This window comes from Achromobacter sp. EG18 (assembly GCF_059759395.1).
Genome location: NZ_CM186213.1, coordinates 153,458 through 169,295, shown reverse-complemented (window position 1 = coordinate 169,295; position 15,838 = coordinate 153,458). Strand labels below are relative to the sequence as shown.

Sequence of the window (15,838 nt, the reverse complement as noted above, 5' to 3'; positions counted from 1 at the left end):
TCCGCATCTTCCGCGCTCAAAAGACGATTTTGTCGTCACCAAACGCGCAAAACGAACATCAAGACGAACAGCTGACTTCGATGCCGTTGGCCCAGTCCGGCGGCAGGCCGGCATACTTTTCGTAGCCAACTCTGGCCGTGAACGGCGCCCGCAACAACGTCATCAGGGTGTCGATCTCGCTGGCGTCGCCGGCCTTGGCGGCGCGGATCGCCTCTTCCGCCAGATGGTTACGCAATACATATAAGGGATTGACCCGATTCATGGCCTCGGCCACCTCGGCCGCCGCACGCCCGTCCTGGGCGTGGCGCGCCAGCAGGCGGTCGAGCCAGGCCGATGCGGCGGCGCGGTCTATGAACAGGTCCTGGAACGGGGCCCGATCGCCCGACACCGCATCGGCCAGGCGGCGCCAGGTCAGGGTGAAGTCGGCCTGGTTGGCGTCCATCAGCTTTAGCAGGTCATCCAACAACGGTTCATCCGCCGGCCGCCACGCCGCCAGGCCCATCTTGGCGCCCATGCGGTCATGGAAAGCGCGCGTGAACACGCCTTCGAATTCGTCCAGCACCGCGCGCAAGCCGTCGACGTCCGGGGCCAGCGTGTGCAGGCTGCCGCCCAGCCGGTAGAGATTCCACAGGGCCACGGAAGGCTGTCGATTCCAGGAATAACGGCCTTCCGAATCGGAATGGTTGCAGACATGGCCCAACCGGAATCCGTCCATGAAGCCGTAGGGACCATAGTCGAGGGTCAGGCCCAGGATCGACATGTTGTCGGTGTTCATGACCCCGTGGCAGAACCCCACGGCCTGCCAATCCGCCATCAGCAGCGCGGTGCGCCGGGTGACTTCGCGCAGCAGCCGCACATAGGGCGCGGCCTCGTCCTGGGGTTCACCGGCCGGCGTGGCCCGGCATTCGGGGTAATAGCGGTCGATCACGTAGTCGGCCAGTGTCCTGAGCATGTCCGGCTGGCGGCGCGAGGACCAGTGTTCGAATGAACCGAAGCGCACGAAGCTGGGCGACATGCGCGTCACGATGGCGGCGGTTTCCACGGTTTCGCGCCACACCGGATCGTCCGAGGCGACCAGCGCCAGTGCGCGGGTAGTCGGTATGCCCAGGCCGTGCATGGCCTCGCTCGCCAGGTATTCGCGCACCGACGAGCGCAGCACGGCGCGGCCGTCGCCCATGCGTGAATAAGGCGTCAGGCCCGACCCCTTGAGCTGCAGCTCCCAGGCGCCTCCCGGTCCCTGAATTTCGCCCAGCAAATGGGCGCGGCCGTCGCCCAATTGCCCCGCCCAGACGCCGAACTGATGGCCGCTGTAGACCGCGGCCAGCGTATCGCCGCCGGGCAACGGCTCGGCGCCTGAAAACACCCGCAGGAATTCCGGCGTCCGCAGCGCCGACGGGTCCAGCCCGATCAATGCCGCCGCATCCGCATTGGCATGCAGCAGGCGCGGCTGGTTCAGCGGCTGAGGCGCCAGGCGGGTGTAGAACGCGGCGGGCAATGCGGCAAACGAGTTGACGGCCCGCAGGTCGGACAGGGAATGGACATTCACGCGCGTTGCCTCCTGGCGGCCCGCTTGGCCGGCCGCACATAGAAAATGGCGCTGAAGAAGAAAATCGTCGACAGCGCGATCTCGCCCCACGCCATCAGCACCGACAGCGGCGCCGGGTCCGACATGGCGCGCACCGCCCCCTCCATCAGGTACAGCAGCGACAACATCGCGGCCCACTGGTAGGTGTAGAGATTGCCGCGCACGATGCCGCGCAGCGGCAGCACCAGCGGTAAGGCCTTGAGCAGCATCCAGGAGCCCCCCGGGCGCAGCGGCGCCACCAGCGTCTCCCAGGTGACGCACAGCACGATCAGGGCGAACAGCGACACCGAGGCCGCCAGGCGCAAGCGAGGGTTGAGTTCAGGGTTCATGCTGCTATTATCGCCTGATGAACCGCCCCGCCGAGCCTGCCGCCGCCGCGCCGGCGGCCACCCAGCCCCTGCCCCCGCGCGCATCGTGGGCCGCGCGGGTCGGACGCGCTTTTGTCTTCACCGCGCAGCGCGCCGACGAGGAAAAGCTGCTGCAGGTCGCGTCCAGCCTCACCTTCACCACGGTGCTGGCAATCGTGCCGATGCTGGCCGTGGTGCTGTCGCTGTTCACCGCGTTCCCCGTATTCCAGGAATTCCGGGTCGCGCTCGAGGACTTCCTGACCAATAGCCTGATGCCACCGTCCGTCTCGGACAACATCATGGACTACCTGAACCAGTTCGCCCGCCAGGCCTCGCGCCTGACCGCGATCGGCGGCGGCTTCCTGCTGGTCACGTCGCTGCTGCTGATCATGACCATCGACAAGGCCTTCAACGACATCTGGCATGTCACGCGGCAGCGCCCGCTGCCGCAGCGCGCCCTGGTCTACTGGGCGGTCATCACCCTGGGCCCGGTGGTGGCCGGCGCCAGCCTGTGGGCCACGTCGTTCGTGGCCCGCGAATCGCTGGGGTTGGTGCGCGACGTGCCCGAAGTGGTCAGCGTCGCCATCTCGTTCATTCCGCTGGTATTGACCGGCCTGGGCTTTGCCGCCCTGTTCGTGGTGGTGCCGAACCGGCAGGTGCTGTGGCGCGACGCGCTCATCGGCGGCTGCGTCACCGCGGTCGCGCTGGAGGTCATGAAATCGGCGTTCGCCTACTATCTGACGCGCTTCCCCACCTATACCGTCATCTACGGCGCCTTCGCCACGCTGCCGATCTTCCTTTTGTGGATCTACCTGTCCTGGCTGGCGGTGCTGCTGGGCGCCACCCTGGCAGCCAGCGCGCCGCTCATCCGCCTGGGCCGCTGGGAGTTCAACCGCTACCCCGGCGCCCCGTTCGTCGACGCGCTCGATGTCCTGCGCGCGCTGCGCCGGGCGCAGTCCCTCACCCCGCCCGGCCTGCCCGCCAATGTGCTCGCCTCCCGCCTGAAACTGCACCAGGACGAGCTGAACGACGTCCTTGAAACGCTCGGCGACATGGGCCTGGCCACCCGCAGCCCAGACCATCTCTGGGTGCTGACCTGCGATGCCCGCGAGACGTCGCTGGCGCCGGTGGTCGACCGTTTCCTGCTGGATCGCGGTCAACCCCGGGTGCGCAACGACGCCGAAATCCTGCGGGTCGCCGCGGCGGTGATTTCCCGGGAAAATGCGCCCGTGCTGGAAGAACTCTGCAGAGAAGCGCAAAATACCGGAAATGACGTCGCCCCGGTATTGCAGCTGGAAGCGAACAAGAAATAGCAATCAGGGCGTCATGCGCCCAGGAGAAACCGATGTTGAAGGTCAGCGAAATTCTGCGCGTCAAGGGAGACACGCTTTACACCGCATCGCCGGACATGCCCGTGTCCCAGGCCGTGCAAACCATGAGCGAACAGGATATCGGCTCGCTCGTCATCATGGAATTCGGCACGCTGGTAGGCATGCTGACGTTCCGCGAGATCATCCGCCACATGCATGCGCACGGCGGCGCGGGCGAAACCACCATCCGTTCCATCATGGACGACGCGCCGGTCAGCGTATCGCCCAATACCAGCGCCGACGAAGTGCAGCGCCTGATGCTCGAAAAGCATGCGCGCTACATCCCCGTCATGGACGGCCCGACGCTGATGGGCGTGATTTCGTTCTACGACATGGCCCAGGCCATCGTGGCCGCACAGCAGTTCGAAAACAACATGCTCAAGGCCTATATCCGCGACTGGCCCGCGGAAAGCGCGGAATCGACCCAATCCTGAGCCATTGGCGGTTGCCTGGCGGCGGCCTGGTCCGCCGGCCTGCAGGGGATATCCGTAAAAACGCCCGGGCGGCCTCGCGGCCGTCCGGGCGTTTTTGCGTTCAGGCCGTTCCGATGGATGCTCAGGCGCTCGCGGGAGCGGCCGTCAACGAAGCGCCGTCGCGTTCGGGCGGCACATGCCGCTGGCTGCGCCAGGCGTCATAGATCAGCGCGGGGTCATTGGCGGCCAGCAGCGCCGGATCCGACAACATGCGGCGCCAGCGCCGCGCGCCCGACTGGCCGTTCACCAGTCCCAGCATCGGCCGGGTCATCACCCGCAGCGGCACGCCCTGCGCCACCTGGCGCGCGGCGTATTCCATCATCGCATCGACCACCTGGGCATCGCCGGGCAGGCGCACCGACGGCCACAATTGCAGCGACACTTCCGACAGCACCCGCGGCGTGTGCCAGGCCGCGCGGCCCAGCATGACGCCATCGAAGTCGGCCGCCGCGCGCACCGATTGCGCGGCATCGGCCAATCCGCCATTCAGCACGAACACGCAGTCCGGGAAATCCCGCTTGAGCTGGCTGACCACCTCATAGCGCAGCGGCGGGATCTCGCGGTTGTCCTTGGGCGACAGGCCCTTGAGGACCGCATTGCGCGCGTGGGCGATGAACACCCGGCAGCCGGTGTCGTAGATCTTGCCGACGAAGTCACGCACGAAGGCGTACGACTCGTCATAGTCCAGCCCCAGGCGATGCTTGACCGTCACCGGGATGTCGACCGCGTCCTGCATCGCCTTGATGCAATCGGCCACCAGGTCCGGCTCCGCCATCAGGCAGGCCCCGAATGCGCCCTTCTGCACCCGTTCCGACGGGCAGCCGCAGTTCAGGTTGATTTCGTCGTAACCCCATTGCTGTCCCAGCCTGGCCGACTGCGCCAGCGCGTCCGGTTCGCTGCCACCCAGCTGCAACGCGACAGGGTGCTCGGCTTCGTCGAAATCGAGATGGCGCGCCACGTTGCCATACAGCAGCGCGCCGGTGGTGATCATTTCTGTATACAGACGCGCGCGCGGCGCCAGCAGCCGGTGGAAATAGCGGCAATGCCGGTCGGTCACGTCGATCATCGGGGCGACGCACAGTCGCCAGTCGGGGGAGTCCAAGAATCACTCAGCAAAACAAGGGGATGCGGTATTTTACGGTGCTTGGCGCGATTCTGCCGGGCGGGTCCCGCGGGCGGGCCGCCAGACCCTGCCGGCCATGTGGTCTAAAATTGCGCCGCCGCCGCGTGCACGCATGTCCAGGCGTCCGTCACCCGCGTTCGTTAACCCCTATTTTCCTGACATCAATGGCCGTTTTCACCCCCGTATCCGACGACGACGCGCGCGCCCTGCTGGCGCATTTCGACCTGGGCGAGTTCGTCTCGCTACGAGGGATCACGGCGGGCATCGAAAACACCAATTACTTCCTGCACACCAGCCGTGGCGAGTACGTGCTGACGCTGTTCGAAGTGCTGACGCACGCGCAATTGCCGTTCTACATCGAGCTGATGTACCACCTGGCCAGCCGCGGCATTCCGGTGCCACAGCCGCAGACCCTGCGCGACGGCACCCGCCTGACCACACTGCACGGCAAGCCTTGCGCCATTGTCTCGCGCCTGCCCGGCGGCTACGAGCCTGCACCGGGCGCGGCCCATTGCGCCCTGGCCGGCGCCACGCTGGCCCGCGCCCATGTGGCGGCGCGCGACTTCCCGATCCAGCAACCCAACCTGCGCGGTCTTTCCTGGTGGATCGAGACGGCGCCCAAGGTCCTGCCCTTCCTGGATCCCGGCCAGGCGCAGTTGCTGCAATCGGAACTGGCCGCCCAGCAGGCCGCCGCGGCCGCCCCGTCCTGGCGGACGTTGCCCGCCGGCCCCGCCCATTGCGACCTGTTCCGCGACAACGTGCTGTTCGCCGGCACCTTCGAAAACCCGCTCATGGGCGGCATCATCGATTTCTATTTCGCGGGTTGCGACACCTGGCTGTTCGACGTTGCCGTCAGCGTCAACGACTGGTGCATCGAACGCGATACCGGTGAATTCATCCCCGAGCTGGTCGAATCCTGGCTGGACGCCTACGCCCGCGTGCGGCCATTCACCGACGCGGAACGTGAAGCCTGGCCGCTGATGCTGCGCGCCGCCGCCCTGCGCTTCTGGCTGTCGCGCCTGTACGACTTTTTCCTGCCGCGCCCGGCCCAGACGCTCAAGCCACACGACCCCCGACATTTCGAAAGAGTGTTGCAGGCGCGCCACCGCCCCGGCCTGCCGGTATTGCCGTAATCGTTACGCCCCCCATAATTGGGGGTAGCACGTCCCTTATTGAGAGATCACCCCCAAGAGAGCCATGCAAGCAGCATTCCTACCCGCGTCTTCCGGCTGGCAATGGGTTCGAGACGGCTTCCGTCTGTTCCGCAAGCAACCCCTGGCCATGTACACCTGGGCGCTGGTCAACAGCCTTCTGGTGATTTTCGCCTTCGCCGCGCAGATCGTCGGCCCGATCCTGTTCATTGCGCTGATGCCGTCGGTCACCCTGATGAGCCTGGCTGCCTGCAAGCACGTCGAGGCGGACCGCGTCATGCTGCCTTCGATGTGGGCCAAGCCCTTGAAGCAGCCCGGGGTGCTCCGCAAATTGTTCCTGATGGGCCTGCTGTATGCCGCCGTGAGCCTGACGGCCGGACTTGCCACGTTCCTGCCGTTCTCGTCGGCGTTCGCCGAAGGCATGCGCATCGCCTCCATCGAGAACAGCATGGAACCCATCCTGATGGCAATGCGCGCGCCGCTCATCATTTTCACGATCGTCTATATCGTGATCGCGGCGCTGTTCTGGTATGCGCCGGTCCTGGTGGCCTGGCACGGCCTGCGACTGACCCAGGCGCTGTTTTTCTCGGGCATCGCTTGCTGGCGTAACAAATGGGCCTTCCTGGTCTACGCGGCCACGTGGGTCCTGATCGCGCTGTTCCTGGACCTGTGCTCGGGGCTGCTGATCGCCATCGGGCTTTCGCCGCAACTGGCCAGCACCCTGCAGATCCCATTCACGATCGCCGCGGCAGGCGTGTTCTATTGCAGCTTCTATCCGTCGTACACCTCCGTGTTCGGCATCAATAGTCCCAGCCCGAATCTCGACAACGGCCACGGCGCCCAGGCATGACGCGATCCGGCGGGGCGGCAACGCCCTGCACACCTTCACCACGCGCCCGCCACGCGATACGAACGCCACGTCAATGGCGTGCCGCATGCCGAAGGTGTGCACCGCCCGGCAAGGGCGCAGCAGAATCCCCGATCTCGACCCTGGCGCTCGACGGCACAGCAACCCCCGCATCCGTCCCATCCAACCATTGACCCGCAGCAGCCTGAGCCGTGCCTGCGGCAAGCGTCGCCGGTCGTTCATCCCAGCCCCCTGGACAGCTGGACCGCGATGGGAAACGCCAGCACCAGGAACGTGCAGGGAAAAATGCAGCCGATCAACGGCAAAAGCATCTTGACCGGAGCCTGCATCGCGAGCCGCTCGGCTCGCATGTGACGCTCGCTGCGGCAATGGGCTGCCTGCGCCCGCAGCAAAGGCCCCAGGCTGATCCCCAGCGCGTCCGCGTGCGCCAGGGCCGTGGCCCAACGATGAACCAGCGGGCTGCCGCAACGATCCGCCATGGCCTGGATGGCCGCCCCCCGGGGGACTCCGGCACGGACCTGCGCCAGCGCGCCGGCCAACGCGTCACGCAACGGTCCGGATGGACCATTCGCGGCGGCCGCCTGCAACGCTGCATGTGCGCCGAGCCCCGCCTCGACGCACAGGGTCATCATGTCGAGCATGAACGGCAGGCCGCGTTCGATCCCACGGCGCCGTGCCACGCCCTGCGCCCGCAGCCATGCGAACGGCAGCAGCGCCGCCGTGAAAGCGACGGCCCCGCCCGCAATCGCCCAGGCCGGTCCGCTCGCCGCGAGCTGCATCGGCGTCCATGGCGTCTGTATCCCCTGCGGCTGCACCCCTATATCAGCCACCATGCCCGCCACCGGCTGCCGCAACAGGTAAGCCACCCCCAATAACCCGACACCGCCGATCGATGCGGCGACGCTCAGGGCCAAGACATGCCCCTCCCTGACTTGCGGCGGCAATCCCGCCCGCATCAGCGCCCCGCTCAGCCAAGCGCGCCAGCGCCTCGGGCAGAACCGGTCCAACGCCGGCGCGACACCCGTGAGCCAGGGCCAGGCCAGACGCCACCACCACGGCACGGCGCCGGGAATGGGAGCGAGGTCGGGATTCGGGCGGGGGCCGCCCCGCATGGCAGGACGCAGGACACGCCATGTCCCCCAGCCCGCTCCCAGCCCCGCCGTGATCATTCCAAAATACAGCCACATGGCGCCTCCCGCTTCAAATATCGATCCGGACGATGCGCCGGATCAGCAGCACCCCCGCGGTCTCGAGTCCGCCCAGCACGGCCAGCACCGTCCACCCGGCAGGCGTGTGCCAGAGCGGCATCATGATGTCCGGCTCGAGCCGATCCAGCACGATCAGCAGCAGCACCGGCAACGCGCCCACGATCCAGGCCTGCATGCGCCCCTGCGCGGTCAAGGTCCGCAGCCTGGCCTGCAACTGCAGCCTGGCAGACAATGTCTGCGCGATGCTGTCGAGCGCTTCGGCCAGGTTGCCACCGGTCTGCGCGGCGGTGCGCATGGCCGCCACCATGAGGGTTGTGGATTCGGCCGTCATTCTCGTGTTCAGGCGCGCCAGGGCCTCGTCCCACGGCACGCCCAGCCGCTGTTCCCGCAGCATCAAGCCAAACTCCTGTGCCAGCGGCGCCTCGCCCTGCGCCACCACTTGCCGCAAAGCGGGCATCAAGGCGACACCCGCCCGCAGGGCCGACGCCAGCATCAGCAAGGCCATGGGCAATTGCTGTTCGAAGCGCCGCACCCGCCGACGTCGCAACAGGCCCGCCAGCATGGCCGGCGCCCGCAATGCCGCCACGCCCGTTCCAACGGCGGCCATGCCGCTCGCCGTGAGCGCGAAGGCCGACATTGCCGCCAGCAGCGCCAACGTCACCGCGCAGGCCCAGAGCCGGGCGGGTTCGACGAACAGGAACAGTTCCGTGAACCGCAGGTCCGCATCCCGCGTGTAGCGCTCGCGGTAGCGCCGCAAGGCTGGCGCCAGCCGGCGCGCCGCCCACCACGCCAATGTCGTGACGCAGATCATCGCTCCCGCCGCCGCCAGCCACATCATGGCGAGGCCGCCAGGCCATCCGAGGCCGTGCCGGCCTGTCCGGCCGCAAACCAGGCCATATCCAAGCCCGCCCCCGCCTGCTGCCATTCCGGCGCAAAACTGGGTATCGTGCCGCAGCCGCTGAATCCGCCGGCGCGCTCGTGCCGGAATAGATCCTGCAGCTGAATCCGGCCGCTCTCCATGCCGGTGACTTCCGCGATCGAAAGCACCACCCGGCGTCCGTCGGGCTGGCGTGCCAGTTGCACGATGATGTCGATGCTCGCCGCGATCTGCTCACGCACCGCCGTCAATGGCAGATCCAGTCCCGCCATCAGGATCATCGATTCCAGGCGCGCCAGCGCGTCGCGCGACGAATTGGCGTGCAATGTGGTCAGGGAACCTTCGTGTCCGCTGTTCATGGCGGTCAGCATGTCGAACGCCTCTGCCCCGCGGCACTCACCCACCACGATCCGGTCCGGCCGCATCCGCAGGGCATTGCGAACCAATTCGCGGATATCGACGCGCCCCCGGCCCTCCTGATTGGGAGGACGGGCTTCCAGGGCCACCAGATGCGCGTGATTCAAACGCAGCTCGGCGGCGTCCTCGATGGTGACGACGCGCTCACCCTCGGGGATCTCGTTGGACAGGACGTTCAACAGCGTGGTCTTGCCAGAACCCGTGCCTCCCGAGACCAGCAGGTTCTTGCGCAGCCGCACGCAACGGGCCAGGAACCGCGCCATGGCATCGCTGAGCGCTCCCGCGGCAAGCAGCGCCGGCATGTCCGGCCGGCTGCGCGGAAACTTGCGAATGGTCAGGCTGGCACCCTTGAGCGCGACCGGAGGGATGACGGCATGCACCCGCGCCCCGTCGGGCAGCCGGGCATCCACCAGCGGCGAGCTTTCGTCTATGCGACGCCCCAGCGGCGTCACGATGCGCTCGATGACACGGCGCACGGACTGCTCGCCGGTAAACGCGGCCGCGTGACGCCAGAGCCGGCCCTCGCGCTCGACGTAGATCTCATCGTGCCGGTTGACCATGATCTCGGTGATGTCCGGCGCCGCCAGCAGAGGCTCCAGCGGCCCCAGCCCGACCGCCTCGTCCAGCACCTCGCGGCACAAGGCTGCCCGGTCCACCCCTGGCGCCGACACATCCTCATCGGCCACGATCTGTGCCAGCAGGCGCGCGGCTTCGGCGCGCAGCGTGGCGTCGCTCATGCCCGACACATCGCGACGGCGCAGGTCCAGCGCTCCCAGCAAGGCGGCATGCAGCCGGCGACGCAGGTCGAGCGACGGCAAGGAGGATCGTGTCGAATCCGGGATCCGGGCCGGCATCGACGGCAAGGGTGCAGGCGGATGAATCCGGGCGAGCGCGTGGCCGCGCGCGTCCGCCTTCACGAATTGCACCCGCAGGCGGCACGGCCCGATCAGGATTTCATCCTGCGGCAGTACCGGCGCATGGTGCGCCACGCGCAAGCCATTGACGAATACACCGCCCAGGGCGCCAAGGTCCTCGAGCACAACGGCCGAGGCCTCTTGCCGCAGCCGCGCGTGCTGCCGGCCCACTCGCCAGTTGGCGATGCGCACGCCGCAATGGGCGCCGCGGCCGATCAGCGCCGGAGCCGCGGCCCTGATCTTGCGCGTGGCACCGTCGTCAAAGGTCATGTCGATTTCAAGCATGGTGCTACTCCTGATTGGCCGGGGCCGGTTCGCGGGCGGTGCCGGCCCATTGCGAGCCCTCCCCCCCATGGATATTCCACCCCGCCATCACGGGAACCTCCGTGCCCAATCGTGACGGTTCGGGAAAGGCAGCGCGGATCACGTCGCGTCCACGCCGTACGCGATCCGTCATGGCTGGCTCGTTGCGCGATACGATCCGGGGCGTAACGAAAATGGCCAGCTCGGTCTCGCGCAACTGATAGCGTCGCGAGGCAAACAGGGCGCCAAGGATCGGAATGTCTTTCAAGCCGGGCAGGCCGCTGCTGTCGTCGGCGCGTTCGCGAGACAGGAATCCGCCGATGACCAATGTGTCGCCGGAGCGGACATTGAACTCGGTCGAGGCGCGGCGGGTCCGCAGCGCCGGTCCGCTCGCGCCGGTCAACGCCATGTCCACCGAGCTGGCTTCGACCTCGATCAGCGAACGGATGACGCCATTGCGATCGATGCGGGGAGTGATCCGCAGGGACACGCCATAGGGCTTGAACAAGGTGGTGGGATTGCCGCGCGAATCGGTGGAGACGTAAGGCACTTCGCCTCCCGCCAGGAACGTCGCGCTGGCGCCGCTGCGCGCCAGCAGTTGCGGCTGTGCCAGCATGACGGCCTCGCCGCTTTGCGCCAACGCGGCGATACGTGCCGACAACAGCGCATTCACGCCGAAATAGCCCGCGACCGACGACACCGGCGCGGGCGTGTCGATCACCGCCTCACCCGGTCGCGCCATCCGGCCCAGGGAACCGGCATCCCACGCCAATCCGGCGTTGACACCGCCTTGCGTCAGGCCGTCCCAACGCACGCCGATCTCGCGCAATCTGGAGCGCGGCATTTCCACCACCTGCACGTCCAGCTGCACCATGCTGTCCCACCCCACCCTGCCGGTGAAGTCCATGACCTCGGGGTAGTGTTCCGCCAGCGCCGCGATACGGGCGTGGTCGTCATCGGAAAGGTCATCCCCCTCGACGACGACACGGCCACCGATCAGGGAGCTGCGGGCCCCCGGGATGCGTGCCAGCAAGGCATCGACCTCGGCGCGCAGGCGCGTGACACCGGCCGCCGCGACATGCACGTCGTAGGCCTGCACGCCGCCATCGGCCCAGACCTGTATCGACGACACGCCCTCGGTGCGCGCAAAGACCACGACCTCGCGGCTGTCGGTGGCGATGGCACTGAGCACCTGGCTGTCGCCGATGGCCACGCGTGTCACTCCGGACTCCGCCAGCACGCGGCTTTCCCCCACCTGCATTTCGAGTGTCTGGCCTGCCGGCCAGGCCGATCTGGCGGCCAACCCAAGGCATAACGTGGCCAGGACCGCAAAGGATCTGATGTTCATGGATGCTCCGACTCAAAATCCGCCAAGACCGTGCCAGGCGCGCTTGCCGACAGACCTGGCCGGTCGCCATACAGAATGACCACGACCGGTTCGCGGGACGATTCGGGAGCCAGTCCGATCAACGACGCCAGGTCGCGGGGCGGGTCCTCCGGAATCCTGGCCGTATCGGCGCGATTGCGCACCAAGCCGGTCAGCGTACCGGCCCGCCGCGCTGCGAGATATCGCATTGCCTGGTTCGGCGTGGCGGCCAGCGTGACCTGCGCCGGACCGGTGCCGCCGCTGGCATCGGGCACGGCCAGGACGCGCACGCCCTGCAATAGCGGCGCGGTCACCTCGCGGCCCCGATGCGGGAACGAGACATAGATGTCGACGAGGTCCCCCGCCCGCAACAGATCCGCCACGGTTCCCAGATCGGAGACCGGAACCTGCAAGGCCCGCTGGCCGGGATCGAGCCGTGCCGCCAGTGCCGGCGGCGAAGCGCTGTCGGCGCGAGCCAGGCACCCGCTCAGCACCGGATCTCCCTGGGCCAGCGCCACCCCCAAGCGGGCCCCCAGGACGCTGTCGCCATCGCGTGGCTCGATGCTGGCGGCCGGGGCCCACTGCGCCGGGATGTCGCGTATCGCCAGATGCGCTGGCGTCAGCTCGGTGCCGGCCGGCAAATCGCGCGCCGCCACCAATCGACTGACCATGGCCTCGCGGTGCTCGCCCGCCAAGATATCGACCCGCTGCCGCACGTGTTCGCGAACCGCCCAGACCGCCACCAACCCGGCGGCGAGGGCCAACAAGGGAACCGCCATCTTGCGCAAGGCGCGCAACCCCCATCCGAGCAAGCGCATCATGGTGTCGATCTCCGGATCCAGATGCCACTTCCCGATTCGAGCGGCACCAATAGCCATTGCAGCCGTTCCTGTCGGCGCTGCCATGACTGCCAGCCGCCGTCTCCCGGCCCCGCTTCGATATCGCGCCAGCCGTCGCGCGCCAGGCCACGCCGCAGCAACGGCGCCAGGCGCGACGGCGACAGCTGGTACTGCCAGATGGATTCGGACAACACGCGATCCGCTTGGGCAACGGCGAAATCCAGCCGGAGCCGCGCCCCGGATGGCAGCCATGCGGGCGGCGGGGATGCCGACGTGGCAAAGGCCGACAGCGACGACATGCTGCCAACGCTGCGACCCGCGGTGGGACTGGTGAGCCGCAGCACCCAATAGGCCTCGCCAACGCGGCCCGACAGGATGGCGAACCCGGGCATGATCCGGAGATCTTCCAGCGCCGGCTGTTGCCGCGACAGGGCCTGGATCAGCGTCGCAACGTCGACCGGGGCGTCAAATACCCACACCTGTACCGGCATGCCGTGCAACCACATGCGCTCGGCCACGGATTCGACCCGCGAGCCAGGAGGAAAACGCAGGTCCGCCAAGGACACAGGCCCTGATGCCGACGGCAACGCGTTGGCCGGCGTCGTCGCCAGGGCCGCCGTCCCCAGCGCCAGGGCCAATGCAGCAAGGGCCGCCAACCCCGCCATGACGACCGTACGCGCGCGCCCACGGCGGACGCCGCGCCAAACGACGAAGTGGGCATGCGTGATCATTGGCCGGCCCTCGCGACGGGCAGCAGCCTGTCGGCCGGCACCACGTCCGCCCATGCGGACAGCCAGTCCAGCGCAAGCGGCGCCCGGCGCCATGGTGCATCGGTAGCGGCGGCCACCGGCCCGGCCGCGCGCGCGACAGCCTGTGAGCGATCAGCAAACTGTCTCCATGTCGTCGTCGCCGCCGCGATGCGACGGCCCGCGTCCGCGTCATTGGACGCATGCCCGGCCCCCAAGGCAACGCTTGTGCGGCGCTGCAGTGTCATGACGCTCCAGGGACCTGCACCGGTCACAGCGCCGCGGGCCGTCGCAGAAACCAGCCGCACCTCTCCGCCCAGCCACTCCGCTTGCGGCAGGGTGTGGTTGAAGCCATCCGCACCGGAATGCAATGGAACATGTTCCAGCTGCACCCGGAATCCGGATTGACCGGGATTCGGCGCGCCTGCCGCACTCGCCATCGCGGTCATGCGACTGGCCTGGAGCAGCATTTGCGCGGAAAACTGCAGCCGCCCCAACCAGCCGATTGCCAGGAGAACCAGGGCCAGCCCGGGCAGGACAAGCAGCGCTTCAGCCATGGCCTGGCCTTGCTGCCGGTGACGAGCGCTCATCATGGCGTAGCCCTGGCCAGCAGCGCTTCCGCGGTTGTCACCGGTGACAACCGCGCCTGCCAATACGGACGAAACAACGTGGCCAGCTCGGTGTACCCATCAGCACGAGCCTGTGGCCGCGCGAAGAACGTCTCGGCGGCGCTCGTGACCGTCAATGCCGCATCGGCGCCAGGCAGGAACAGACCGCCCATGATCGCCGTCTTTGGCGCCGTGTTGCGGTCCAGCTTGACCGCCACCGCAAACCGCAGCGGCGCCGTCTGGCAGCAGTGGGCCAGCTCGTAGTAATCCGGCAAACCCTGGCCAGGCCAGCGCTGGCCCTGCGCCACCGCGTAGGAATTGGCCAGCGGCGTGCCCGTGCCGTCATGCAGGTCCCATGTGGTGGACTGCCGTACCCAACGCCAGAAGTCCTGTGCAATGAAATCCGCCGGGGGATTCTCGACGTGCTCCAGGTCGGACGGAGCCCTGGAACCGTCGCCCAGCACCGCGCCCCAGCCCATCGCGTACTCACGCAGATAGCATCCCGCCCAACGGTTGAACCGCAGCGAATGGAACGACTGCGTATCCACCGCGCCCCAGCGTCCGTCCGCTCCCAACCAGGTCGCGCCCCGGCGGCGCAAGGTGTGGTGTCCTTGTGGACAATGCGCGACAGCCGGCACGGCGTTGCGGCGCGTACCCTCGCGGCGCCCGGCAAAGTCATAGCGCTGCACAGCCTGCTCGACAGCGGAACGCAAGCCAGCGTGGCCCATGGCATCGCGCCGCTCGAGGTAGCCCGGCCAGCCATCGCTGAGCATGCGAATGGATGGCACGGGCGCCGTGGGATGGTTGTCTTGCAGCACCAGCCGCATGAGGCGAGCGCGCGTGGCCGGAAGATCGGCCACGGCCGAGGCCATGCCGACCGCAAGCACCTGGTGCACGACACGATCGTGTTCGGCATAGGCTTGCGCCAACCCCGCGGCGGTGCCAGGCTCGGCGCGCGCCACGCGATAGGCCGCCGCCACGTCGCGACCGAACAGCGTGGCGAGCAGCCGCACCGGCGGGTTGTTGCGACGGCGCTGCCCGGCAAGCGTGCGCGTGAAGGCCATCGATGCCTCCAGGGTCACCAGGTGTGCCATCGCGACCTGGTGGGCGACCAGCGTGCGGTTTGCGTAGGCCAGCAGATTCAATCGGCGGGCTTGCGCGAGCGCGCCGCTATACGCGGCCGCGTCCGCCGCGTGCGTCAGGCGCATCCGCGCCTCGACCACGCGTCCCACGCCACGCAGCATTGCCAGCGACGCAACGGCCACGGCAAGCAGCAACAGACCCAGTACCAAAGCCTGGCCGCGCTGTGCCTCGGACTTCAGGCGGCCTTTTGACCGAGCATTCATTTGTCGCCCACGGCATTGCCGGTGAAGGACTTGAGCGTGCGCGTTGAGACCTGGCCCGCCGCCTTTTTGACCGCCGCGGCCGCCGCACGGGTTTGCACGCTGCCGTCTTCGCCCGCGAGTTCGCGCGCCATGGCCGCGGTCTGCGCCCGCACGACCTGACCAAAATGCTGATAGACCGCGATGGCGGCAATCGCCACCAGCGCCACGATCACGATGTATTCCGTCAGACTACATCGAACCGGAGATATGCCTTTGAAATTGAAAGGAAATTACCATCGACTTGTCTAAAACATGACG

16 protein-coding genes and 1 pseudogene are annotated in these 15,838 nt (G+C 67.7%); 4 read left to right on the top strand and 13 right to left on the bottom strand.

What is annotated here, in order from left to right; genetic code table 11:
- Positions 1-58 precede the first annotated feature (58 nt).
- Positions 59-1,546 (bottom strand): protein adenylyltransferase SelO, encoded by a 1,488-nt coding sequence (locus tag AC6CR5_RS00855; protein ID WP_498085199.1) that lies wholly within the window; start codon positions 1,544-1,546, stop codon positions 59-61.
- Positions 1,543-1,914, bottom strand: a complete 372-nt coding sequence (locus tag AC6CR5_RS00850; RefSeq protein WP_020926996.1) for a DUF2069 domain-containing protein — start codon at positions 1,912-1,914, stop codon at positions 1,543-1,545. Before AC6CR5_RS00850 ends, AC6CR5_RS00855 begins: the two co-directional genes overlap by 4 nt.
- 17 nt (positions 1,915-1,931) lie before the next feature.
- On the opposite strand from AC6CR5_RS00850, the gene AC6CR5_RS00845 reads away from it, so the two are divergent.
- Positions 1,932-3,245 (top strand): YihY family inner membrane protein, encoded by a 1,314-nt coding sequence (locus AC6CR5_RS00845; protein WP_006387929.1) that lies wholly within the window; start codon positions 1,932-1,934, stop codon positions 3,243-3,245.
- Positions 3,246-3,277: 32 nt separating this feature from the next.
- Entirely contained in the window at positions 3,278-3,736 is a 459-nt protein-coding gene (locus tag AC6CR5_RS00840) for a CBS domain-containing protein (RefSeq protein WP_006387928.1), read from the top strand.
- 121 nt (positions 3,737-3,857) lie between these two features.
- Here the strand turns inward: AC6CR5_RS00840 and dusA are convergent, their stop codons facing one another.
- The gene (gene dusA / locus AC6CR5_RS00835; RefSeq protein WP_076472353.1) at positions 3,858-4,877 is read right to left on the bottom strand and encodes a tRNA dihydrouridine(20/20a) synthase DusA; all 1,020 of its coding nucleotides are present in this window, start codon (positions 4,875-4,877) and stop codon (positions 3,858-3,860) included.
- Between the two features lie 185 nt (positions 4,878-5,062).
- Here dusA and AC6CR5_RS00830 point away from each other — a divergent pair, with 185 nt between their 5' ends.
- Positions 5,063-6,031, top strand: coding sequence for a homoserine kinase (locus AC6CR5_RS00830; RefSeq protein ID WP_026383443.1), 969 nt, complete (start codon positions 5,063-5,065; stop codon positions 6,029-6,031).
- Between the two features lie 64 nt (positions 6,032-6,095).
- Entirely contained in the window at positions 6,096-6,899 is an 804-nt protein-coding gene (locus AC6CR5_RS00825) for a BPSS1780 family membrane protein (protein WP_020926992.1), read from the top strand.
- A 6-nt stretch (positions 6,900-6,905) separates the two neighbouring features.
- On the opposite strand, the pseudogene AC6CR5_RS00820 reads toward AC6CR5_RS00825, so the two are convergent.
- The 10 genes and pseudogenes from AC6CR5_RS00820 to AC6CR5_RS00775 form a co-directional block, all read right to left on the bottom strand.
- Positions 6,906-7,070 (bottom strand): annotated as a pseudogene (locus AC6CR5_RS00820) (DUF192 domain-containing protein); the annotation flags it as partial.
- A gap of 65 nt (positions 7,071-7,135) precedes the next feature.
- The gene (locus tag AC6CR5_RS00815; protein WP_223821381.1) at positions 7,136-7,831 is read right to left on the bottom strand and encodes a type II secretion system F family protein; all 696 of its coding nucleotides are present in this window, start codon (positions 7,829-7,831) and stop codon (positions 7,136-7,138) included.
- 286 nt (positions 7,832-8,117) lie between these two features.
- On the bottom strand, positions 8,118-8,963 hold the full coding sequence (locus AC6CR5_RS00810; protein ID WP_054472398.1) for a type II secretion system F family protein: 846 nt from the start codon (positions 8,961-8,963) through the stop codon (positions 8,118-8,120).
- Positions 8,960-10,618 (bottom strand): TadA family conjugal transfer-associated ATPase, encoded by a 1,659-nt coding sequence (locus AC6CR5_RS00805; protein ID WP_047993411.1) that lies wholly within the window; start codon positions 10,616-10,618, stop codon positions 8,960-8,962. The genes AC6CR5_RS00810 and AC6CR5_RS00805 overlap by 4 nt, the downstream gene beginning before the upstream one ends.
- Before the next feature lie 4 nt (positions 10,619-10,622).
- Positions 10,623-11,984, bottom strand: coding sequence for a type II and III secretion system protein family protein (locus tag AC6CR5_RS00800; RefSeq protein ID WP_498085198.1), 1,362 nt, complete (start codon positions 11,982-11,984; stop codon positions 10,623-10,625).
- A complete protein-coding gene (cpaB, locus tag AC6CR5_RS00795) occupies positions 11,981-12,880 on the bottom strand; it encodes a Flp pilus assembly protein CpaB (protein ID WP_498085197.1) in 900 nt (299 codons plus the stop codon). The genes AC6CR5_RS00800 and cpaB overlap by 4 nt, the downstream gene beginning before the upstream one ends.
- Positions 12,820-13,572: a hypothetical protein gene (locus AC6CR5_RS00790; RefSeq protein ID WP_498085196.1), complete on the bottom strand. Its 753-nt coding sequence runs from the start codon at positions 13,570-13,572 to the stop codon at positions 12,820-12,822. Before AC6CR5_RS00790 ends, cpaB begins: the two co-directional genes overlap by 61 nt.
- The gene (locus AC6CR5_RS00785; RefSeq protein WP_235442408.1) at positions 13,569-14,144 is read right to left on the bottom strand and encodes a pilus assembly protein; all 576 of its coding nucleotides are present in this window, start codon (positions 14,142-14,144) and stop codon (positions 13,569-13,571) included. The genes AC6CR5_RS00790 and AC6CR5_RS00785 overlap by 4 nt, the downstream gene beginning before the upstream one ends.
- A 32-nt stretch (positions 14,145-14,176) precedes the next feature.
- Positions 14,177-15,541, bottom strand: a complete 1,365-nt coding sequence (locus tag AC6CR5_RS00780) for a pilus assembly protein TadG-related protein (RefSeq protein WP_498085195.1) — start codon at positions 15,539-15,541, stop codon at positions 14,177-14,179.
- Positions 15,538-15,768 carry a hypothetical protein gene (locus AC6CR5_RS00775; RefSeq protein ID WP_150100165.1) on the bottom strand — a complete coding sequence of 77 codons (231 nt, stop codon included), beginning with the start codon at positions 15,766-15,768 and terminating at the stop codon, positions 15,538-15,540. The genes AC6CR5_RS00780 and AC6CR5_RS00775 overlap by 4 nt, the downstream gene beginning before the upstream one ends.
- Positions 15,769-15,838: the final 70 nt, after the last annotated feature.

Coding starts and splice junctions, on each gene's coding strand:
- AC6CR5_RS00790 (WP_498085196.1), bottom strand. CDS start 13,572: ATGATCACGCATGCCCACTTCGTCGTTTGGCGCGGCGTCCGCCGTGGG.
- AC6CR5_RS00825 (WP_020926992.1), top strand. CDS start 6,096: ATGCAAGCAGCATTCCTACCCGCGTCTTCCGGCTGGCAATGGGTTCGA.
- AC6CR5_RS00785 (WP_235442408.1), bottom strand. CDS start 14,144: ATGGCTGAAGCGCTGCTTGTCCTGCCCGGGCTGGCCCTGGTTCTCCTG.
- AC6CR5_RS00780 (WP_498085195.1), bottom strand. CDS start 15,541: ATGAATGCTCGGTCAAAAGGCCGCCTGAAGTCCGAGGCACAGCGCGGC.
- AC6CR5_RS00850 (WP_020926996.1), bottom strand. CDS start 1,914: ATGAACCCTGAACTCAACCCTCGCTTGCGCCTGGCGGCCTCGGTGTCG.
- AC6CR5_RS00805 (WP_047993411.1), bottom strand. CDS start 10,618: ATGCTTGAAATCGACATGACCTTTGACGACGGTGCCACGCGCAAGATC.
- AC6CR5_RS00830 (WP_026383443.1), top strand. CDS start 5,063: ATGGCCGTTTTCACCCCCGTATCCGACGACGACGCGCGCGCCCTGCTG.
- AC6CR5_RS00800 (WP_498085198.1), bottom strand. CDS start 11,984: ATGAACATCAGATCCTTTGCGGTCCTGGCCACGTTATGCCTTGGGTTG.
- AC6CR5_RS00845 (WP_006387929.1), top strand. CDS start 1,932: ATGAACCGCCCCGCCGAGCCTGCCGCCGCCGCGCCGGCGGCCACCCAG.
- AC6CR5_RS00840 (WP_006387928.1), top strand. CDS start 3,278: ATGTTGAAGGTCAGCGAAATTCTGCGCGTCAAGGGAGACACGCTTTAC.
- cpaB (WP_498085197.1), bottom strand. CDS start 12,880: ATGGCTATTGGTGCCGCTCGAATCGGGAAGTGGCATCTGGATCCGGAG.
- AC6CR5_RS00810 (WP_054472398.1), bottom strand. CDS start 8,963: ATGATGTGGCTGGCGGCGGCGGGAGCGATGATCTGCGTCACGACATTG.